This window comes from Pseudomonas sp. R1-18, assembly GCF_051132095.1.
Taxonomy (GTDB): Bacteria; Pseudomonadota; Gammaproteobacteria; order Pseudomonadales; family Pseudomonadaceae; genus Aquipseudomonas.
This window is the reverse complement of the sequence record NZ_CP071658.1, coordinates 805,653-825,191: the sequence shown is the minus strand read 5'-3', so window position 1 is coordinate 825,191 and position 19,539 is coordinate 805,653. Positions and strand designations below refer to the sequence as shown.

The window sequence follows — 19,539 nt, the reverse complement described above, 5'->3', positions numbered from 1 at the left end:
TTTCAGTGCCTTATACTCGACCGACTTTGTCAGTGGAGTTGGATATGCCGAATTTACGCCTCGCCGCCTTGACCGCCGAAATCGAGGCCAATGTGCGCCGCGCATTGCTCGAAGATGTCGGGACTGGCGACATCACCGCCCAGCTCATTCCCGCAGAGCGACTGGCCAAAGCCACGATCATTTCTCGCGATGCCGCTGTTATCGCCGGTACAGCGTGGGTCGATGCGGTATTCCGCCAGCTGGACCCGCGGGTTGCCGTACATTGGCAGGTATCCGACGGCGACCGCGTAAGCCCCAACCAGCCGCTGTTTCATCTTGAAGGCCCGGCCCGCTCCCTGCTGACCGGCGAACGCAGCGCGCTCAACTTCCTGCAAATGTTGTCCGGCGTCGCCACGCGCGCTCGTCACCTTGCAGACATGGTAAGCGGTACCCAGGTCAAATTGCTGGACACTCGCAAAACCCTGCCCGGCCTGCGTCTGGCGCAGAAATACGCAGTGACCTGCGGTGGCTGCCACAACCACCGCATCGGCTTGTACGATGCGTTTCTGATCAAGGAAAACCACATCGCCGCGTGTGGCGGCATCGCCGAGGCAGTGGCAGCGGCGCGCAAGATCGCGCCTGGAAAGCCGGTTGAAGTAGAGGTCGAAAGCCTCGATGAGCTGCGCCTGGCGCTGGATGCAGGCGCGGACATCATCATGCTCGACGAGCTGAGCCTCGACGATATGCGCGAAGCCGTGCGCCTTACCGCTGGCCGCGCCAAGCTCGAAGCCAGTGGCGGCATCAATAACGACACATTGAAAGTGATTGCCGAGACCGGGGTCGATTACATCTCCATCGGCGCAATGACCAAGGACGTCAAAGCGGTCGATCTGTCCATGCGCCTGAGCATCTGATCGGCAGCAGGACTCGCCCCTACCAATCAACCAGTTCAGGAGAATCGCCTTGGAACAGTGGTTTGTGATGAACGCGGGCAAGCAGCTCGGCCCGATGGATGCAGCGGCGGCCCGGCTGATCGCGCGCGAAGCGCCCGGCTCCTGGTGCTGGAAACAGGGCATGCCGGACTGGCAACTGATCTATCAAGTGCCGGAAGTCCGCGCCATGAAAAAGGACGGTGTAACGCCCTTTCCTGCTCCTACGCCGGAAATGATCCAGCCCAGGCCGTCAGCCCTGCCCGCGCAGGCGGCTACCCGTGCGGCTCCTGCCGCACCCGCCACCAGCCCCAACCCGGCGCCCATCCGACGCCCTTCCTTCACGCCCGACCCGAACGCCTCGGGCGGCTACGGCTCGTCGCAAGCGACCGCAGGTGTGGATTTCAAACTGTTCGGCAGCGAAACACAGTTCGTCGAACTGGAGCTGGACCGAGGCGAAAGTGCAGTCGCCGAGGCCGGGGCGATGATGTACAAGACCTGCGACGTGCAGATGGAAACCCTGTTCGGCGATGGCAGCCAGCAATCTTCCGGGCTGCTGGGCTCATTGCTCGGCGCCGGCAAGCGCCTGCTGACCGGCGAAAGCCTGTTCACCACGGTGTTTTCACAGCAGGGTTCGGGCAAGGGCCGTGTCGCGTTTGCCGCGCCCTACCCTGGCACCATCCTGCCGCTCAACCTGCGTGACTTCGGCGGCAAGCTGGTCTGCCAGAAGGACAGCTTCCTGGCGGGTGCGAAAGGCGTGTCAATTGGCATTCAGTTCCAGAAAAAGATTCTGACCGGCCTGTTCGGCGGAGAAGGCTTTGTGCTGCAGAAGCTTGAAGGCGACGGCTGGGTATTCGTCCACATGGGTGGCACGGTACGCAAGATTGACCTCGCGCCCGGCGAGTCGCTTGACGTCGACACCGGCTGCCTGGCGGCCATGACGCAGAACGTCGACTACGACATTCGTACCGTCGGCGGCATCAAGTCCATGCTGTTCGGCGGCGAAGGCGTGTTCTTCGCGCGACTGACCGGCCCCGGCACGGTCTGGTTACAAAGCCTGCCTTTCTCACGTCTGGCCGGGCGCATGCTGGCGGCGACCCCTGGCGGTATCGCGCGCAGCGAGCGCTGATTACAGGCCCATCACTCCAAGGAAGACCCATGCAGATTACTCAAGGTCAACGCATCCCGCTGTCCAGCCTGATCCCGGGCTCGGACCTTACGCTGTCCATCGACATCCAGTCGGCGCACGTTATCGATTACGTGTGCTTCGGCGTCGATGCGCATGGAAAGCTGTCGGATGATCGCTACATGATCTTCTTCAATCAGCCGAGCAGCCCGTGCAACAGCGTGAAACAGGCCAACGGCGAATTCCACCTGGCGCTGGGCGGGCTACCGGCCTCCATCGACCGCCTGGTGTTCACGGCCGCCATCGATGGCGCCGGGGCCATGAGTGACATCCAGACCAGCCGCTTCCTGATCAAGGACACGGACGGTCGCGAGGCGGCACGCTGCGAGTTCTCAGGCGCGACCTTCACGGCCGAGAAGGCAATCATGGTCGCGGATATCTACCGCAAGAACGGCGAATGGCGCCTGGCTTCGAACCTGCAAGGCTACAACGCCGGGCTGGATGCGTTGGTGGTGCATTTCGGTGGTGAAGTTGCCGACACGCCACCCGCAGCACCGGCCAGGGTTTCCCTTGAAAAGAAAATCGCCGACGCAGCGCCGCAATTGGTCAGCCTGGCAAAAAAGGCCCAGGTCAGCCTGGAGAAAGCCAGACTCACCGACACCAAGGCACGGGTCGGCCTGGTGCTGGACGCTTCAGGCTCGATGAACGCTCAGTACAGTCGCGGCCACGTGCAGGAAGTCGTGGACCGACTGCTGCCACTGGCCGTGCATTTCGATGATGACGGAGCGCTGGACTGCTGGGCATTCGGTGCCAGACCACAGCAGCTTTCTTCGGTCACGCTGGGTAACTTCAAGGACTTCATCGGCACCGATCACGGGGGCTGGAAGCAATGGGATCTTGGCGCCCGGGTCAATGACGAGCCCAAGGCCATGCGCATGGTCATCGACTATTACAAGCAGTCCGGGGACAAGACGCCTGTCTACATCCTGTTCATCAGTGACGGCGGCGTGCATGAAAACAGCAAGATAACCAAACTCATGATCGAGGCCGCCCGGCTGCCGATCTTCTGGCAATTCGTGGGCCTGGGTGGACGCGGCTACGGCATCCTCGAAAAACTCGACGACATGGACGGTCGCGCGGTCGACAACTGCAACTTCTTCGCGCTGGACCGGCTGGATGAGATCCCGGAAGAAAAGCTGTACGACTTGCTGATGGAAGAGTTTCCGGACTGGCTGAAGGCCGCGAAAACCGCCGGGATCCTGTAACTCAATGTCCGCGACGGCGCATCGTAGGAGCGCGCTTGCCCGCGATTGCTCGTCAATGCGGTGGCTGTACGGGCCTTGTCGCGGGTAAACGCGCTCCTACTGAGTTGCGGCAGGGAGCTTGCGGGTAAGCCAAGGGCAATACCCAAACAAAAAACCCCCGCCATCGCTGGCGGGGGTTTTTATCAGGCAGCGCTCGGGTTTAGCCGATCGCTACGCCGTGTGCTTCAGCCAACGGCTTCAGACCGCCTGCGAAGCCTTGGCCAATGGCCTTGAACTTGAACTCTTCGCCATGGCGATACAGCTCGCCAAAAATCATCGCGGTTTCGGTCGACGCGTCTTCGGACAGGTCGTAACGAGCGATTTCCTTGCCGTCTGCCTTGTTCAGAACGCGGATGTAAGCGTTCGCGACCTGGCCGAAGCTCTGCTTGCGCTCGTCAGCGGAGTGGATGGTCACGGCGAAAACCAGTTTCTTGACGGCAGGTGCCAGGCCAGTCAGCTTGACGACGACCGACTCGTCGTCGCCTTCGCCAGCGCCTGAACGGTTGTCGCCCAAGTGCTCGACCGAACCATCGGCCGACTTCTTGTTGTTGTAGAAAATGAAGCCGCTGTCGTCCAGCACCTTGCCGTTTTCACCAACGATGAAGATCGAAGCGTCCAGGTCGAACTCCGTACCGTCTGTGACACGTGGGTCCCAGCCCAGGCCGACAGTGATTTCCGAAAGGCCAGGAGCCTCTTTGGACAGGGAAACGTTGCCGCCTTTACTCAGACTTACAGCCATGTTCGTAATCCTTCTTAAAGTTGGGTGGGGTATGAATCAGAAATTCATACCGTGTGCGTTTGCCACAGCCTTCAAGCCGCCAGCGTAGCCCTGACCGACCGCGCGGAATTTCCACTCGCCGGCGTTGCGATACAGCTCGGCAAAGACCATCGCGGTTTCGGTTGAAGCGTCTTCGGCGAGATCGTAGCGCACGACTTCCGAACCGGACTTCTCGTTCACCACGCGGATGAACGAACCGCCAACCTGGCCGAAATTCTGCTTGCGAGCGTCGGCTTCATGGATGGTGACCACGAACACCACTTTTTCAACGTCGGCGGGTACGCGGGTCAGGTCAACCTTCACCACTTCATCATCACCGTCGCCAGCGCCGGTACGGTTGTCACCGGTGTGCTCGACGGAGCCATCGGCGCTCTTGAGCTGGTTGTAGAAAATGAAATCAGCTTCACTGCGGACCTTGCCATTGGCGCCCAACAGAAACGCACTGGCATCAAGGTCGAATTCCTGGCCATCGGTGGCACGCGGGTCCCAGCCGAGGCCGATCAGCACACTGGTCAGGGTCGGGTCGGTTTTCGACAGCGAAAGGTTGCCACCTTTTTGCAGAGTCAAAGCCATGATTGGTATATCTCCTTTATTCAGTGTTTACGCTTTTTCTTCAGCCGACTCGTCCTTGCCCGGGAAGAGCAGGCTGGCGACGATACCGATCACCAGCACGACCACAACGACCAGCAGACTGGTGTTGGCGCTGATGTTGTAACCGTGATGGAACAAGTGGTCAGTTGCGTTCAGACCCAGCTTGATCGCGATGAAGAACAGCAGCGCGATAACCGCTTTCTCCAGGTGAACCAGATAACGCTTCAGAGCTTCAAGCACGAAGTACAGAGTACGCAGGCCGAGGATCGCAAAGAGCATGGCCGAGAACACGATCAATGGCTCGCGGCTGACAGCGATGATGGCTGGAACGGAGTCGAAGGCGAACAGCACGTCGGAGATTTCCGCGACCACCAGGCAGAGGAACAACGGCGTCGCAAACAGCGCACCTTTAGCCGCCAGAACGATGCCGGCGTTTTCAGGTTTCTTGACTTCCTGTTCCAGTACTTCGCGGCGCACGAAGAAGTGCGAGCCGTGCAGTTTTGGCCATACAGGGAACAGCTTTTTGGCGAAGCGATACGCCATGTGCTGGGAGTAGTCGATTTCCTCGTCGTCGTCATCACCGGCTCTGAGCATCATGATCGCAGTCCAGGCCACGATGATCGCGAACACCACCTCGACCCATGGGCCCAACGCCAGCAGTCCGGTACCGATAGCAACGAAGATGCCGCGGAACACGATGGCACCGATGATGCCCCAGTACAGGACACGGTGGCGCAGGCCATCCGGGATCTTGAACCAGGTGAACAAGGCCATGAACACGAACAGGTTATCGACGCTCAGGACTTTCTCCAGCGCGTAACCCGTGACAAACAGAGTGGCAACTTCCGAGCCGTGCTGCACATACAGGAAACCGGCGAAAGCCAGCGAGATGGCGACCCAGAAAACCGACCAGGCAGATGCCTGGGCCAAAGTGATCGGCTTGTTTCCGCGGTGGGAGAACATGTCGATGGCCATGGCCGCGACGGCCAGGCCGACGAAGACGGCCATGGTCAGTGGAGGGAAGCCAATAGCGGTGCTTTCCATTTAACTGCGTTCCTCAGGATATAAAAATTACAGGTCGAAATCGGAGGGGTTCAGGCCGAGCTCTCGACAGATCGAGCGGCAGACTTCGCGCTCTTTCTCGTCGAAGCTGCCATCAGCGCCACCGATTGCACAGCAGACGCGCACCAACAGACGGGAGGCGTCTTCTTTCTTCTTGATCTTGCCAATGGTCTTCAATGCTTCGGCACGGCCGATTTCGACGTCGAAATCAAACTTGGCACATGCATCCTGGAAGGCCTGGATCACGTCCTTCATGTCGAAGACTTTCAGTTCCTGGGAGTTCTGGATGAATCCGGCCATCTTCTGCTTTTCACTGGCGCTGATCTCGCCGTCCGCGGCAGATACCAGAGCACAGCCCGAGACAACGGCGTCCATGAACTCGCGGTTCTTGAACTTCGAGACTTCGGAAGCCAGTTTGTCACGAGCCGCAGTTGCGTTTGTTTTCAACCAGTCCAGCATTTGAATCTCCCGTGAGGCGGCGACGCCGGCCTCAGACAATATGGTTGTATGTTTACTTTGAACCCGCAGCCCAGCGCATGCCCCAGCCATAGGCCTTGTCCATGTTGCTGTGCCCGTTGTGGAAGTCCACACGACGGGTCACTTTGACCGCACCGTTGTCATTTTCCAGCAAGGCGATGGCGCACATACCTTGACGGCCGCCCTCTTCATTGAGGCGGACCTCGATCGGCGGCTGGCCCGGCGCATGGATAGTGACCACGCCATCGGTTTCTTTCCAGTTGGGCGCGCCTTCGTAGATGAAGGCGTAGACCAGAATGCGGCGAATCTTGCCCCAATGGGCACCATTGATATGCAGCCACTCGCCGTCGCTGATAGAGCCGGTACGATCGTCGCCCATCAACTTGATGAACGGCTCGGTATTGAGGGAGCCGAATGAATTACCCAGCGCCTGAACGGCGCCTTTGTGGCCATCCTGCAATTCGAACAGGCAGCCTACATCAAGGTCGATGGCATTGCTCTTCTTCATGGAGAAGAAACCGCCGCCCTTGCTATCACTGCGCCGGTTCCAGTTCAGGTTGACCCGGATCTCGCCAAATCCTGCGCTGGTTTTCTCCAGACTGACCGAAGCACGGGTCTTGTCCAGGGTGATCTTGCTGAGGCTGACGGTCGACTTCGCGGCGGGTGCCGGAGTCGGCGCCGGTGCAGCCGGAACTGGAGCTGGAGCTGGAGCTGGAGCTGGAGCAGCTTCCGGCGCCGCGACTTCGACGCCAAAGTTTTTCGCCAGCGGTTCCAGGCCACCGGCGAAACCTTGAGCCACGCAACGGAATTTCCATGCGCCCTGACGCAGATAGAACTCGCCCAGGATCAGCGCGGTTTCCTTCATCCCCGACGTGGAAATAACAGCCTCGATGCCGCCGGTAATGTTCAGCGCCAATCGCGACACGCTGTCAAAACTGGCTTTGTTCTCGTAGATGGTCGCGGTCAATGCGACCTTTTCGATAGCGGCGTCCAGACGGCTCGGATCAAGGTTGAACACGGCACGACCCGCCGACGTTTCCGCCAGCTGGACCGCACCGCCGTTCACACTTTTCTGACCGAAAAAGCACATGTCGTGATCGCCCCGAACCTTGCCCGAAGCGGTCAACAGGAAAGCGGACACATCCATATCCGCGCCGGCCACCGGAGAATAGCTGACCTCGACGGTCAACGGTCCGGTCGCGACCGGCGCATTGGCGCCAGGGACAAGTTGAGTCATCCGCGTACGGCTCCAACGGCCAGGTCGACCAGATCGTCAGCGGTGCGGCCATTGGTGGCCTGCCCTACCGCAGTGAAGTCCCAGCCGCTGCCGGTGCGCGACAGATACGACATGACCACGCCGGTGTGCTGGCCTTTCTCGGACAGATCGAAGCGGCACAGCTCGTTGCGGCTGCCCATATCGACGATACGGCAGTAGGCGTTGGCGACTTTTTCGAAATTCTGGCCGGTGAACGAGTTGACGGTGAATACCAGATATTTCACGGCTGCGGGCAGGCGCTCCAGATCGACACTGATGGTTTCGTCGTCGCCGGCACCTTCACCGGTACGGTTGTCGCCCGAGTGGACAATGGCGCCATCGCGGGACTGGAGCTGACGGAACCAGACCAGATCGAGTGGCTTTTTGTCGGCGTCGAGCATGATGCACGATGCATCCAGGTCGATGTCACCGCCGCCACCGCCCAGTAGTTTACCGAAGAAACCGCTGGCTTTTTCAGGGTCCCATCCCAGGCCCATGCTGACTTTTTTGAGGCCGGTACCAGCGGTTTTCTCAAGAGAGATCGTCTGGTTTTTTGCCAAAGAGAGTGCCATTTTTCGCTCCATGTGGAATACGGAATTCAGGTAAAAGTGTCACAGCCTTACCTTGATGAGTCTTCATTGCCATCACGATTGTGTAACTTGGCGTTAATGGGGGCTTTCACCGGCCCTTTATAGCCTCCTCGTCGCCAGGACGGATGGAAGTGCCGCCAGTGCGCATCCTGCGCCGCGGCGAGTAATTCATGGTCGCCGCGAGTGTCGCCCCAGGCTCGGACCCGGAATTGCGTCAATGGCCCATAAACGCCTTCCAGACGCGTCACTTTCGAGTCGCAGCGGCAATTGCTGCCTTCGATAAGGCCAGTCAGTTTGCCGTCGACGACCTCCAGATTGGTGCCGATCAGCTCGACTTTCAAGCGGTCGGCGAAGGGCTGCAGGATCATCTCAGGCGATGCTGAACATAAGGTGACAATGGCGCCTTTTTCGATCTCGGCGGCAACCGACTCCAGCGCCGCGGGCCGCATCAGTCGCGACCAGTAACGCTCACAGAACTCTTCGGCTTTCTGCCGGACCCACTGTTCTTCAACACCGGTCAGGAACGCCTTGATCAGACGGCCCTTGAGTTCGTCGCGAGTCACCCGTCGAGCCAGGTAACTCAGGCTCGGCAACACCAGGCGGGCCATGCGCACGGAGAAGCCGCGCTGGCCGAAAGCGAATTTAAGAAAAGGGACAAAGCTGTCATGGCGGGTCAGTGTCCCGTCGAAATCGAACACCGCCAACAGGCGTTGTTCGACTTCCACTTCCAGGTCGGGCTCGATCATCAGCTAGCTGCCTCGGCAAGTCGAATGCTGGCATCCACAATGGAAGCGGGAGTCGGCAAGACCCCATGCCACTTGGCGCGCTCCATGATGTGGGTTGCCCATTTGTAGTGTGTGGCCGGTTCGCACATGGCGTCGTTGTACTTGAACACCGCCGGTGCGACGGAGTTCAAAATCATCCGGGCCGCGTTCATGTCCTCCAGACTGACTCGCAAAGCGTTCTGAATGGTAGCGATCTGCGACGGATGGATCGCCGTTTTCCCTACCAGACCATTGGCGATATCCAGAGTCAATTCCTGTTCCAGAATGTCCGGCGTCGCCAGTTGCTCGAAGACCGGCGCGGTCAGGGCGAAGCCCAGCGACCCCATGACCCCGGCCAGCATCGGAATGACATAGCCCATCGGCGTACTGTACAGCGTCATCGCCGGGTTGCGACGCAAACCCAGGCACCCCATCAGGTCGTTGCCGCCAATACGCAGCGCGATGATCCGCTCGTTCAGGTTGGCCTTGAGCGCCTGTCCCAGTTCGACCATGGCCGTGGGGTTGAACACGTCCGGGGTTTCCAGAGTCGGCATCAGCGCCAGCGCCGGGTTGGTCACCGCCTCTTCCCAGCTCCGGAGGCTGTTCAGCGAAAGTTTGGGGACGACGAAACCGTCGACGTGCGCCATCAGCGGCCAGTCGTTGAGGATTCTGGCCATCGCGGCGTCCCGCGGACGCACGAACAGAAGCGGGCCATTGGCCGGTCGACCGCCCCGATCGCTGATGCGCGTCAGTACTTCTCGCAGATTCGCCAGGGCCGTGTCCACATCGATGAGCGCTACGGCGTCTTCCAGGCACACCACCAGTGAACGCAGTTCGGGCAGTTTTTCCGCGAAGACCACATCGAGAATGTCATGGCGGGTGGCAGGCATGTAAAGCGTTGCCCCCAGAGCATAAGGCGAGAGTATGGCCATTAGCTGAGACTCCGAATGATGGTGATCGCCCTATAGGGCCCCAGGGCGGCTCCAGCTTCTTCAACCGGAATGCCCGCTTTTTCAGTCAGGTGCATGAGCAGCTGCACGTCGCTGTCCGTGGTGCTGCGCACCAGCACATGGTCCGGCACGCGACGCATGACCGCGCGGGTCGCCTCGGCGATACCTGGCTTGACGCGGTTGAGATTGGTGATGCCGAAACGACCAGCCAGATCGGCGACCACTCGCTGCGCGTCGGCCTGAAGCGCGGTGCGCTGATCAGGCGTCCACGGCGTTACTTCAGCAACCGATGTCAGATCGCGGCGATGTTGCTCGATCCGCTCGACAAAAGCCTGGGTAACGTCGTGTTCACGCAGATGCTCGTACAGCAGGCAGCCATGCAGACCGCCATCGGCCGGCCATATCGAACGCGATACCAGCCCGGACACCGTAGCCCCCAGAATCCCCGATGGTATGACCCAGTCTTCGGCCGACGCCGCCAGCCACGCGCTGCCGCACGGGTCGGCCAGCACCACCAGCCGAGGGTCCCGCGGAAAGCGCGTGTCATCCGCCAGACTGCGTCTGATCTCGCCGGAGATCGCGCCCTTGCCGGTCCAGCCGTCGACGAACACGATGTTGCCCGCGCCATGCGCCTGGACGATGGCTTCGAGGGCGACCGAATCAATCCCCCGGTCGCGGATCACGCTGATCCCGTAGTGGACGGTTTCCCGGTCCAGATCGAGCAACGCCCGGCGCAACAACGCACCCAGCGGCAACCCGGCCCGCACGAAAGAGACCAGGACGATTTCACCCCCATCGCACTCGCGGTTCAGTGCCTCGGCCAGCGCCTGGACATCCGCCGCCATGCGCTCGCCGTTCTGGGCAAGGGTTCTCTCGAACAGCGCCTGATGCGCCTCGCTGGGTGCCGTCTCCTGGCTGATCATTTCCGAATAGTGCTTCTGTCCGGTCTGAATCAGGCGCTCCTTCTCTTCAACGCCGGTCGCCGAAAGCTCCACGCGCCGAAGCAGGAACTGCACGTCATCAGGCAGATAACTGCCGCTGCCGACCGTGTCCAGGCCGCGCACGGCATTAGTCATGGGTGGCACCTGTAAACATTTTTGCCAATTGGCTGCGGGCGGGCGTGGCCCACCAATGACACTCTTCCATAAAGTCCAGATCAGTGATGCTGTCACCAAAACCCAGCACCGGGCGCTCGCCGTTCACGGCCTGGTCGCGGCGCAGCCATTCCTGAACCGCATAGCGCTTGGCCAGACCATCAGGCAGAAAAGCCAGATTGTTGCCGTTGCCGTGAACATGCATGCCGTCGAGCAGACCGCGCGTCCTCACCTCGGCCAGCACTCTGTCGAGGATGCCGTCGTCACTCTCGTTGTGCTTGGTGACCACGTAGTGAAACAGCCGCGCTTCCTCGACGACCCAGCCGCGCAGCGACACGCCCTGCTCGTGGCCGATGGCCAACGTAGCAGCGCTGAGCTCGTGCAGGCGGGTCTGGTAGGACGCCAGCGTCTGTTTCATCTGCTCGTTCCAGTCCTGGTCCAGGCGACCCGAGGCGTCGAGCATCGCTCCGCCGTGGGAGCAGATCGCACCGCAGCTGAACGGCAATTTGACGCGACTGAACGCCTCGACGCTGCGCGCCGTGACCGGCACCACATCGGCATGGGCGAGCATCCACTGCGCAAACGACTTCTGCACGTTGGTCATGTAGCCGTTGGCGTTGCCGACGATATCGACCGTCGCCATGTGCTTCTCTACGTTGGGGTCGGTTTTACGTGCGGTCTGAAACAGCGTGTCGTCCAGGTCCACGAAGATCAGCGGGCGGTCGTTATTCATCACAGATGACCTCAGCGTTCAACGCATCGACCAGTTCGGCGGGCACGGCCTGCCGAGGCGTTTCGGTGCAGATCAGCACTCGGTCGAACTGACCGGGCCTGACATTGTAGAGAAAGTTGGGAATGCCCAGCCCGTAGTTGTCGCTGAACGAGAGCGCATGGCCAATGGCATGGCCCAGGGCGATCGGCGAGCGGCTGGTGGAGCTGAAATGCACATCCGCTCCGGCCTTTTCCAGGCGTTCGGCCAACAGGAACGGTCGCCAGACAAATTCGCTGGTGCCCACCACCAATACCCGCTCGCCGGGCGCAACCCGTAGATCAGGAGCCAGGGTGTCGGCCACTGAAAGCACGCCCAACCGACCCCAGTCGCTGGCCGTTGCCAATGGCCAGTCACCGGCAGCAACCGTGCCGACCTCGGGCATTTCCGGCAGCGGTGCGGTCAGATCCTCGGCGAACGTGTAGGAACCCTGGAGTAACGACACCTGTTCGGCCACCGCTCCCATCGACGAGCTGACGGCGCCTGCCGACCAGTCGGTGAGTACGCAGGTCACTACGCGCTCGACCTTGCTCAACCCGGCTTCAACCAGCGCTCGGTGAAGGTTTATGAAGGTTTTGCCGGTCGATGCTTCATCGTCCACCAGCACCAGTGAACGGGCATTGAGCATCATGTCGCGCAATGCCGGATCAGTCGGCATGTGCAGCAGATGCGCGCTGGCATGGCTGTGTTCTTCTTCAAAACGCGCGAACAGCTCAGTACCCGTCGGATGCCGAGTGCTGACCAGATACAAGGCATCGGGACGAGTCCGGCTGTAGGCACGATGGACACCAGCGCCCAGCCCGACGGCGGTTTCGGCCATGCCGATCACCAGCACCGGCCCGGGCAGATCCGCCGGGATCTTTTCCGCCAGGTCCTGAAAGCTCTTGAGCATCAGGCTTGGCCGCACGGGAATATGGCGACCGAGCACGCGTGACACGAACAGAAAAGCGCGCTTGGGATTGCGTCGTTCGGCAAAGCCGAACAGTGAGTCTGGAGCGATGGTAGAAGCCTCGACCTTGACGTCGAGCCGTCCACGAAGCAGATCAGCACTAAGTGTCGCGGGTTTGGAAAGAGCTGCGCTGCTGTCCATCATTAAATTCCTGGTTTATCGGGCCGATGCCCCTGACGCCTGCCACCCCCTTGAAGCCAGGGGAGCGGCATCACTCGCGGGAGGCTTCGACGAGCCAGAGCGATGCCTGGGCAGAGCGTGTAATTTCTGTAGTGGTGTACGACTTTTCTGTGCGGGCGCGAGATGCGTCGACGCGGCAGGCCTGCAGAAAAGCCAAAAGCAGTGCGGATTTCACCGCGAAGTTCATGTTTTGCCCGTCCGGCACGGTAGAGGTCACCATCCCGATGACCGCTCCACCCTGATCGAACAACGGGCTACCGCTGGAGCCCGGCTGGATCGGTGCCGTGAACTGGAACAGGCTGGCATCGCTATGCAGACCGAACAGGCCGGAAATCCCGCCCTGCGTCACCTGCAACCCACCGCCGGAAATCGATGCCAGCGGATAACCGAGCACGACAACCGTGTCGCCCGGCTCGCAGCCCTCGCCTTCGCGAAAGGTCAACGCGGTCAAGGGTGCCGCGCCCTGAACCCGAAGCAACGCAATGTCGTTGCGACGGTCCACGACAACGGGCTCGACCTTGTAACGGCCCTGCAGCGAAGTAATGTGCAGCACGCTCATGTCTTCGATGACATGCGCGCAGGTCATTACATGCCCTGGCGCTACGACAAACGCGGTCCCGGTGGCGGAGTCGTGACGCGGGCCACCACCCGAGCCGCCGGACGGCCGACGCGGGTGACGTTCATCGACCTCCAGGCCGATTTTGCGTCCGAATGCCGACAGCCCATAGGCAGAGCCTTCGCTCAACGCACGAAACTTCCATTGATCGTTACGCTTGTAGAACTCGCCAATAATGATCGCCGCTTCGCCGTTTTCCTGCAGATTGACCCGGTGTTCAATATCCGAATCGACCTGCAGATGCAGGCTGGCAATTTCACTGACCGGCCCCGTGGCGGAAAACACGTAGACCATCAGCAAAACGCGATCACTGCCAGCTGGCAGTTGGTCGAGCTTCAGCGTACAGCCGACGTTTTCAGGGCCACCGCTCCATTCCATCCAGCCCTGCTCCTGATGAAGCAGCGCAGGATCGCCCATGGGCTGGCGTTTCTCGTTGACCGGAAGCAGAGCGACTGCGGCGTACTCTCCAAAAACCGATCTCCTGCCGGTATCCAGATTCCAGGTGCAGTGAGAATTGGCCAAAGCAACGTTTGCACCCGGTGCCAGCACCTTCATGCCCGATCCTCCTTGATTAGAGCGATAAGTAATAGCAAAAAACTATTATCCTGATCAATCCATGGCCCGTACAGCGACGGTGATGGCCTTGACCCGAATATTGTCCTGCCAATGTGTTTCCGGTTCTTTCATCCCCAGACGTCGTGTGGCAAAGATGCCCGGCAGGTTGATACCGGTTTCGCGCGTATAACCGATGCCGCCCGAATAGCGCGGGTTGATTTCCAGCAGATGCGGCTTGCCTTCAGCATTGTCGCGGGTCTGAACGTTGATCAAACCGTCGCAGCCGAAATGCTCCGCCGCCTGCACCGCAAGACGCACCGCCGCGCTGTCGCGCTCGAAGGTCTGGTTCATGCCCGCTTTGCGCCGCCCGACATAGGCAACCGCCTTGCCCTGCTCGCACACCATGTCTACCGAGCATTCGCTGCCCGGCATGTAGGGCATCAACAACATTGGCGGACGCTCGGCGGATTGGCGATAGGCGTTGTAGTACGCCTCGAACGTGGCTTCGCGGGCATCGGGGTTGGCAAAGCAGCGGAAGTCATCGACGCCGGCCTTGAACCGCCAGAAACCATGGCCATAAATGCCCACCGTCGGCTTGATGCATACCTCGCCTGATTTGGAGAGGGTTTCGTAGGCAGCCTTCAGCTCTTCGGCATTATGAGCGGTGATTCCCGGAATGCAGGCCAGACCCGCCGCTTCGGCGGCGGCGGTGAAGCGGCTCTTGTCGTCTACATTGAGGAAGGTCTGCATGGAACTGCCGCCGGTAACCAGGTCAAAGCCTTCGGCAACGAAGCGCTCGCGCTGGGCTTCGTAGAAACCGCCTACGCGCCCGGCGACAATGACTTTGACGCCCAGACGACGCGCGTTTCCGATCACCCAGTCGATGCGCTCTTCGCTTTTTGCGGGTTCCTGAAAGGCCAGGTCGGCCTGACTGGTGATCTCTGAACGCTGTTGACGATGGGATGCGATGATTTGCACGGATGCCGGCAACGCTTCGCGCGCGCCCATGATGACTTCGCGCTGGCTGGACTGCCCTTCAAGGAACCAAATCATGTAGATCTCCGGAGGACGAGGCCTTTGAATGGCCTTGTCGAATTTTGTAATAACTGTTTTGCTGCAAAATGTTCGGTTTAAGGCAAAGTCACGCAATTTTTCGATAGGGGACAATGACATGAAGTGGCTGAGAAGGTCGATTTGGCTGGTGGTACTGGTTGCACTCGGGATCGGCGCCTTGAGCCTCTATTACGTCCTGCCGCGCCATGATGTCGTGATGATCACCGGAGTGGAAGTCAAGCGGATGGATGCCGACGGCGTCATCAACGCAGAAAACCCGGCGGATGGCCCGACCCGTGACGTGTATTTCATCAACACCGAGCACCCTGATACCAAGGCTGTCGTGGTCTACCGTAACGAAGACACCGGCTGGAGCTTCCCCTGGTACTTCAAGTTTGACTCGGCCGATATCCAGGCCAAGGCTCAGGGCTACTCCCGCGACGCGCAGCAAATGGCGCTGATCCGCTACTACGGCTGGCGCATCACGATTCTTTCGATGTTCCCCAACGTGACTGAAATCCAGACAACCACCACCCGCGACGAGCCTTTCCCGGTGTTCAACGCGATCTTCTTCGGTGTGTTCGCTCTGCTTTTGCTGGCGGTAATCATCGTGATCAAGCGCCGTTTCCGCAAGCAGCCAAGGGTTGATGGAGTGGTGAGATAAGTCGGATAGCGAATGGGAAATCCGCCTGAAGACAGCGAGCGCCGGGTTTTGCCCTACGGCCTCGAATGACAGAAACGAAAAAGCCCGACCAGTGATGTGATCGGGCTTTTCGTTTTCTGGTGCCGGAAACAGGAATCGAACCTGCGACCTTCGCGTTACGAGTGCGCTGCTCTACCGGGCTGAGCTATTCCGGCATTCCTGACGCTTAGCCATGTAATAGCACGTCAAATCAGATTTCAACCGTTTATAGACGCTTGCCATCAAGAAAACTTAACGGCAGTTAGTTGCCACGGCAGCTGGTTGGCCGGAAACGAGCGGGAATTGTACCCCCGCAAGTCCAGTTGACCACGTTGTTGTTGGCAGCTAGCGCTTGAGGTGCCAGCGTGATTGTCTGCCCACGAATGGCAGGATTAGAGTTCACGTTATCCGCCGTAGCTGTAATAACCCCAGCCGCCCCGACGACAACCGAGGCAGTATATCGGCCGGTAGCACCGCCAAAACCAGCGGCAGCATTGTCCCCAGGCAACGCTCCCGTCGACTGATAGGTCTCGGTAACCGCAACTTTCGCGCCATCAGTGAGGCCCATCAATTCGGCCACTTGCGCACGAATCGTATAATCCTGATATGCAGGCAATGCGACCGCCGCCAAGATACCTACGATCGCGACGACGATCATCAACTCAATCAGCGTGAAACCTTTTTGTGTATTCATACTACTTCTCCAAGGCGTCAATTAGGTGGTGCCTTACCCTGCTGAAAGCATACGCCGTGCCAATGCTTGTTTCGCAGCGTTCAATAAGCGATATCCCAGCGGCTGGCTAACCAGAGCTTCAGTAACCCGCAGAAACTGACAATTTCCGTCACATCCCCTTCCAGCATTGGCAGCACCCGCCGACTGCGTTATAACCCTCATACTGTCTGTGTGTGGTGGTTTTATGACTGATGTTGTCCTCACCGGTTTGGCCAAGCAACTGGTCGTGGCCGAATTACTTACTGAAAAGGCCGCGCAGCAAGCGCTCGAGCAGTCACGCCGCGACAAGGTTTCGCTGGTCAGTCATCTGGTGCAGAACAAACTTGTCAAAAGCCTGACGCTGGCGGAAATGGCTTCGGATCAGTTCGGCATTCCGTTCATGGATCTTGCCAATCTGGACAAGGAAAGCCAGCCCAAGGGATTGATCAGCGAGAAGCTGGCGCGGCAACACCATACCCTGCCTTTATGGCGGCGCGGCAACAAGCTGTTCATCGCCATATCCGACCCTACCAACCACCAGGCAGTGACCGACATTCAGTTCAGCACCGGCCTGAACACCGAAGCGATTCTGGTCGAAGATGACAAGCTCGCCGTCGCCATCGACAAGTTTTTCGACACCGACAACGGCCTTGGTAATCTCGCGGATGTCGACCTGGGTCTGGAAATTGAAGCGGTGGAAGGTTCGCACAAGGAAACCTCCATCGGGCAAAGCGATGCGGACGACGCTCCGGTCGTGCGCTTCGTCAATAAAATGCTGATGGACGCCATCCGCCTGGGCTCTTCCGATCTGCACTTCGAACCGTATGAAAAGGTGTTTCGTGTGCGTCTGCGTACCGACGGCATTCTGCATGAGGTCGCCAAACCGCCCATTCATCTGGCGAGCCGGATTGCCGCGCGCCTGAAGGTCATGGCCAGCCTGGACATTTCCGAGCGGCGCAAGCCGCAGGATGGTCGGGTCAAGCTGCGGGTTTCAAAGAACAAGGCCATCGACTTCCGGATGAACACCCTGCCAACGCTGTGGGGCGAGAAGATCGTAATGCGTATTCTCGACCCGACCAGCGCACAGATGGGCATCGACGCGCTGGGTTACGAGCCTGAGCAGAAAGCCCTGTATCTGGAAGCGCTGAAGCAGCCGCAGGGCATGATCCTGGTCACCGGCCCCACCGGCTCGGGTAAAACCGTGTCGCTGTATACCGGCCTGAATATTCTCAATACCGTGGACATCAATATCTCCACGGCTGAAGATCCGGTGGAAATCAACCTTGAAGGCGTCAACCAGGTCAACGTCAACCCGCGTCAGGGTATGGACTTTTCCCAGGCGCTACGTGCCTTCCTGCGCCAGGACCCGGACGTGATCATGGTCGGTGAGATTCGTGATCTTGAAACCGCGGAAATCGCCATCAAGGCCTCGCAGACTGGACACATGGTTCTTTCCACGCTGCACACCAACAGCGCGGCGGAGACCCTGACGCGCCTGCACCACATGGGCGTCGCGGCGTTCAACATTGCTACCGCAATCAACCTGATCATCGCCCAGCGCCTGGCGCGCAAGCTGTGCCCGCACTGCAAGAAAGAACTCGACATTCCCCACGAAACGCTGCTCAAGGAAGGCTTTCCAGAGGCCGAGATCGGCAAGTTCAAGATCTACGGCCCGGTCGGCTGCGAGCATTGCAATGGCGGCTACCGGGGACGCGTCGGCATCTATGAGGTCGTCAAGAAAACGCCGGAGCTGGAGCGGATCATCATGGAGGAAGGCAACTCTCTGGATATCTCGATCCAGATGCGCAAGGACGGTTTCAATGATCTGCGCACGTCGGGCCTGCTCAAGGCCATGCACGGCATTACCAGCCTGGAAGAAGTCAACCGTGTGACCAAGGATTGAGCATGGCGAACAAGGCAGTCAAAGTCAGCGTTTACACCTGGGAAGGCGTGGATCGCAAAGGCACCAAAGTCAGCGGCGAACTGAGTGGCCATAGTCTGCCCTTGATCAAGGCGCAGCTGCGCAAGCAAGGCGTCAACCCGACCAAGGTGCGCAAAAAATCCGTATCGATGTTCAGCAAGGGCAAGAAGATCAAGCCGCTGGATATCGCATTCTTTTCCCGGCAGATGGCGACGATGATGAAAGCCGGCGTGCCGCTGCTACAGTCGTTCGACATCATCAGCGAAGGTGCGGAGAACCCCAACATGCGTGCGCTGGTGGACTCCCTGAAACAGGAAGTTTCCGCTGGCAACAGCTTCGCAACCGCACTGCGGCAAAAGCCCGAGTATTTCGACGACCTGTACTGCAACCTCGTAGACGCCGGTGAACAGGCCGGTGCGTTGGAAAGCCTGCTGGACCGCGTCGCGACCTACAAGGAAAAGACTGAAGCACTCAAGGCCAAGATCAAAAAGGCCATGACCTACCCTATCGCGGTTCTGGTTGTTGCGATCATCGTGTCCGGCATTTTGCTGATCAAGGTAGTGCCGCAGTTTCAGTCGGTATTCTCAGGTTTTGGCGCCGAACTTCCCGCCTTTACCTTGATGGTCATCGGGCTTTCGGAAGTCGTTCAGCAGTGGTGGCTGGCGATTATCGGGCTATTCGTCGCTGGCTTCTTTCTCTTCAAACGCGCTTATAAACAATCGCAGAAATTCCGGGACAGCATCGACCGCTTCCTGCTCAAGATCCCGATCATAGGCCCACTGATCTTCAAATCTTCGGTGGCCCGTTATGCCCGCACTCTGGCAACTACTTTCGCGGCGGGCGTGCCGCTCGTTGAAGCGCTGGATTCCGTTGCCGGTGCCACCGGCAACGTAGTGTTCAAAAATGCGGTAAACAAGATCAAGCAGGACGTTTCCACCGGTATGCAGCTCAACTTTTCCATGCGCTCGACCAACGTCTTCCCAAGCCTGGCGATTCAGATGACCGCCATTGGTGAAGAGTCCGGCGCCCTGGACAATATGCTCGACAAAGTTGCCAGCTACTACGAAGCCGAAGTCGACAATATGGTCGACAGCCTGACCAGCCTGATGGAGCCGATGATCATGGCGGTTCTCGGGGTAGTGGTCGGCGGTCTGGTGATTGCGATGTATCTGCCTATTTTCCAGCTCGGGAATGCCGTCTGAC

The 19,539-nt window shown here is 59.4% G+C and carries 20 protein-coding genes and 1 tRNA gene; 6 read left to right on the top strand and 15 right to left on the bottom strand.

The features are described from left to right. The first annotated feature begins 44 nt into the window (after positions 1–44). From nadC to J3P77_RS03830, 3 genes are read left to right on the top strand one after another with little or no spacing between them, the layout of a single operon-like run. Positions 45–893 (top strand): carboxylating nicotinate-nucleotide diphosphorylase, encoded by an 849-nt coding sequence (gene nadC, locus J3P77_RS03840; protein WP_434679718.1) that lies wholly within the window; start codon positions 45–47, stop codon positions 891–893. Between the two features lie 49 nt (positions 894–942). Then, positions 943–2,037, top strand: a complete 1,095-nt coding sequence (locus J3P77_RS03835) for a TIGR00266 family protein (RefSeq protein ID WP_434679717.1) — start codon at positions 943–945, stop codon at positions 2,035–2,037. A gap of 29 nt (positions 2,038–2,066) precedes the next feature. Beyond that, a complete protein-coding gene (locus J3P77_RS03830; RefSeq protein WP_434679715.1) occupies positions 2,067–3,299 on the top strand; it encodes a VWA domain-containing protein in 1,233 nt (410 codons plus the stop codon). A 199-nt stretch (positions 3,300–3,498) separates the two neighbouring features. Here the strand turns inward: J3P77_RS03830 and J3P77_RS03825 are convergent, their stop codons facing one another. From J3P77_RS03825 to J3P77_RS03765, 13 genes are all read right to left on the bottom strand, one after another. Next, entirely contained in the window at positions 3,499–4,077 is a 579-nt protein-coding gene (locus J3P77_RS03825) for a TerD family protein (RefSeq protein ID WP_434679713.1), read from the bottom strand. Between the two features lie 36 nt (positions 4,078–4,113). After that, positions 4,114–4,689, bottom strand: coding sequence for a TerD family protein (locus J3P77_RS03820; RefSeq protein WP_434679710.1), 576 nt, complete (start codon positions 4,687–4,689; stop codon positions 4,114–4,116). A 27-nt stretch (positions 4,690–4,716) separates the two neighbouring features. Beyond that, on the bottom strand, positions 4,717–5,751 hold the full coding sequence (locus J3P77_RS03815) for a TerC/Alx family metal homeostasis membrane protein (protein ID WP_434679708.1): 1,035 nt from the start codon (positions 5,749–5,751) through the stop codon (positions 4,717–4,719). A 27-nt stretch (positions 5,752–5,778) separates the two neighbouring features. Next, entirely contained in the window at positions 5,779–6,228 is a 450-nt protein-coding gene (locus J3P77_RS03810) for a tellurite resistance TerB family protein (protein WP_434679707.1), read from the bottom strand. 52 nt (positions 6,229–6,280) lie between these two features. Next, complete coding sequence (locus J3P77_RS03805; protein WP_434679704.1) at positions 6,281–7,483, bottom strand: TerD family protein; 1,203 nt, start codon at positions 7,481–7,483, stop codon at positions 6,281–6,283. Next, positions 7,480–8,073 (bottom strand): TerD family protein, encoded by a 594-nt coding sequence (locus J3P77_RS03800; protein WP_434679703.1) that lies wholly within the window; start codon positions 8,071–8,073, stop codon positions 7,480–7,482. The genes J3P77_RS03805 and J3P77_RS03800 overlap by 4 nt, the downstream gene beginning before the upstream one ends. Positions 8,074–8,120: 47 nt before the next feature. Then, positions 8,121–8,837: an HAD family hydrolase gene (locus tag J3P77_RS03795; RefSeq protein ID WP_434679702.1), complete on the bottom strand. Its 717-nt coding sequence runs from the start codon at positions 8,835–8,837 to the stop codon at positions 8,121–8,123. Continuing rightward, positions 8,837–9,787 carry an HpcH/HpaI aldolase/citrate lyase family protein gene (locus tag J3P77_RS03790; RefSeq protein ID WP_434679701.1) on the bottom strand — a complete coding sequence of 317 codons (951 nt, stop codon included), beginning with the start codon at positions 9,785–9,787 and terminating at the stop codon, positions 8,837–8,839. The genes J3P77_RS03795 and J3P77_RS03790 overlap by 1 nt, the downstream gene beginning before the upstream one ends. Then, positions 9,787–10,881, bottom strand: coding sequence for a cysteine protease StiP domain-containing protein (locus tag J3P77_RS03785; RefSeq protein WP_434679700.1), 1,095 nt, complete (start codon positions 10,879–10,881; stop codon positions 9,787–9,789). The genes J3P77_RS03790 and J3P77_RS03785 overlap by 1 nt, the downstream gene beginning before the upstream one ends. Then, positions 10,874–11,632 (bottom strand): trehalose phosphatase, encoded by a 759-nt coding sequence (locus tag J3P77_RS03780; RefSeq protein WP_434679699.1) that lies wholly within the window; start codon positions 11,630–11,632, stop codon positions 10,874–10,876. The genes J3P77_RS03785 and J3P77_RS03780 overlap by 8 nt, the downstream gene beginning before the upstream one ends. Continuing rightward, on the bottom strand, positions 11,625–12,758 hold the full coding sequence (locus tag J3P77_RS03775; RefSeq protein ID WP_434679697.1) for a phosphoribosyltransferase domain-containing protein: 1,134 nt from the start codon (positions 12,756–12,758) through the stop codon (positions 11,625–11,627). The genes J3P77_RS03780 and J3P77_RS03775 overlap by 8 nt, the downstream gene beginning before the upstream one ends. Before the next feature lie 70 nt (positions 12,759–12,828). Next, complete coding sequence (locus J3P77_RS03770; protein ID WP_434679696.1) at positions 12,829–13,968, bottom strand: trypsin-like peptidase domain-containing protein; 1,140 nt, start codon at positions 13,966–13,968, stop codon at positions 12,829–12,831. A gap of 54 nt (positions 13,969–14,022) precedes the next feature. After that, positions 14,023–15,021 carry an ATP-grasp domain-containing protein gene (locus J3P77_RS03765; RefSeq protein WP_434679695.1) on the bottom strand — a complete coding sequence of 333 codons (999 nt, stop codon included), beginning with the start codon at positions 15,019–15,021 and terminating at the stop codon, positions 14,023–14,025. Between the two features lie 118 nt (positions 15,022–15,139). Here J3P77_RS03765 and J3P77_RS03760 point away from each other — a divergent pair, with 118 nt between their 5' ends. Further along, positions 15,140–15,685 carry a DUF1523 family protein gene (locus tag J3P77_RS03760; RefSeq protein WP_434679693.1) on the top strand — a complete coding sequence of 182 codons (546 nt, stop codon included), beginning with the start codon at positions 15,140–15,142 and terminating at the stop codon, positions 15,683–15,685. A gap of 117 nt (positions 15,686–15,802) precedes the next feature. Here the strand turns inward: J3P77_RS03760 and J3P77_RS03755 are convergent. Both J3P77_RS03755 and J3P77_RS03750 read right to left on the bottom strand, forming a co-directional pair. Beyond that, positions 15,803–15,879, bottom strand: a tRNA-Thr gene (locus J3P77_RS03755). Positions 15,880–15,965: 86 nt separating this feature from the next. After that, on the bottom strand, positions 15,966–16,397 hold the full coding sequence (locus J3P77_RS03750; protein ID WP_434679692.1) for a pilin: 432 nt from the start codon (positions 16,395–16,397) through the stop codon (positions 15,966–15,968). Positions 16,398–16,620: 223 nt separating this feature from the next. On the opposite strand from J3P77_RS03750, the gene pilB reads away from it, so the two are divergent. Next, positions 16,621–18,318, top strand: a complete 1,698-nt coding sequence (gene pilB / locus J3P77_RS03745) for a type IV-A pilus assembly ATPase PilB (protein ID WP_434679690.1) — start codon at positions 16,621–16,623, stop codon at positions 18,316–18,318. 2 nt (positions 18,319–18,320) lie between these two features. Continuing rightward, positions 18,321–19,538 (top strand): type II secretion system F family protein, encoded by a 1,218-nt coding sequence (locus J3P77_RS03740; RefSeq protein WP_434679689.1) that lies wholly within the window; start codon positions 18,321–18,323, stop codon positions 19,536–19,538. Position 19,539: the final 1 nt, after the last annotated feature.

Excerpts from the sequence above, each read along its gene's own strand:
- nadC (WP_434679718.1), top strand. The coding sequence starts at position 45 with ATGCCGAATTTACGCCTCGCCGCCTTGACCGCCGAAATCGAGGCCAAT.
- J3P77_RS03830 (WP_434679715.1), top strand. The coding sequence starts at position 2,067 with ATGCAGATTACTCAAGGTCAACGCATCCCGCTGTCCAGCCTGATCCCG.
- J3P77_RS03825 (WP_434679713.1), bottom strand. The coding sequence starts at position 4,077 with ATGGCTGTAAGTCTGAGTAAAGGCGGCAACGTTTCCCTGTCCAAAGAG.
- J3P77_RS03820 (WP_434679710.1), bottom strand. The coding sequence starts at position 4,689 with ATGGCTTTGACTCTGCAAAAAGGTGGCAACCTTTCGCTGTCGAAAACC.
- J3P77_RS03815 (WP_434679708.1), bottom strand. The coding sequence starts at position 5,751 with ATGGAAAGCACCGCTATTGGCTTCCCTCCACTGACCATGGCCGTCTTC.
- J3P77_RS03810 (WP_434679707.1), bottom strand. The coding sequence starts at position 6,228 with ATGCTGGACTGGTTGAAAACAAACGCAACTGCGGCTCGTGACAAACTG.
- J3P77_RS03805 (WP_434679704.1), bottom strand. The coding sequence starts at position 7,483 with ATGACTCAACTTGTCCCTGGCGCCAATGCGCCGGTCGCGACCGGACCG.
- J3P77_RS03800 (WP_434679703.1), bottom strand. The coding sequence starts at position 8,073 with ATGGCACTCTCTTTGGCAAAAAACCAGACGATCTCTCTTGAGAAAACC.
- J3P77_RS03795 (WP_434679702.1), bottom strand. The coding sequence starts at position 8,837 with ATGATCGAGCCCGACCTGGAAGTGGAAGTCGAACAACGCCTGTTGGCG.
- J3P77_RS03790 (WP_434679701.1), bottom strand. The coding sequence starts at position 9,787 with ATGGCCATACTCTCGCCTTATGCTCTGGGGGCAACGCTTTACATGCCT.
- J3P77_RS03785 (WP_434679700.1), bottom strand. The coding sequence starts at position 10,881 with ATGACTAATGCCGTGCGCGGCCTGGACACGGTCGGCAGCGGCAGTTAT.
- J3P77_RS03780 (WP_434679699.1), bottom strand. The coding sequence starts at position 11,632 with ATGAATAACGACCGCCCGCTGATCTTCGTGGACCTGGACGACACGCTG.
- J3P77_RS03775 (WP_434679697.1), bottom strand. The coding sequence starts at position 12,758 with ATGGACAGCAGCGCAGCTCTTTCCAAACCCGCGACACTTAGTGCTGAT.
- J3P77_RS03770 (WP_434679696.1), bottom strand. The coding sequence starts at position 13,968 with ATGAAGGTGCTGGCACCGGGTGCAAACGTTGCTTTGGCCAATTCTCAC.
- J3P77_RS03765 (WP_434679695.1), bottom strand. The coding sequence starts at position 15,021 with ATGATTTGGTTCCTTGAAGGGCAGTCCAGCCAGCGCGAAGTCATCATG.
- J3P77_RS03760 (WP_434679693.1), top strand. The coding sequence starts at position 15,140 with ATGAAGTGGCTGAGAAGGTCGATTTGGCTGGTGGTACTGGTTGCACTC.
- J3P77_RS03750 (WP_434679692.1), bottom strand. The coding sequence starts at position 16,397 with ATGAATACACAAAAAGGTTTCACGCTGATTGAGTTGATGATCGTCGTC.
- pilB (WP_434679690.1), top strand. The coding sequence starts at position 16,621 with ATGACTGATGTTGTCCTCACCGGTTTGGCCAAGCAACTGGTCGTGGCC.
- J3P77_RS03740 (WP_434679689.1), top strand. The coding sequence starts at position 18,321 with ATGGCGAACAAGGCAGTCAAAGTCAGCGTTTACACCTGGGAAGGCGTG.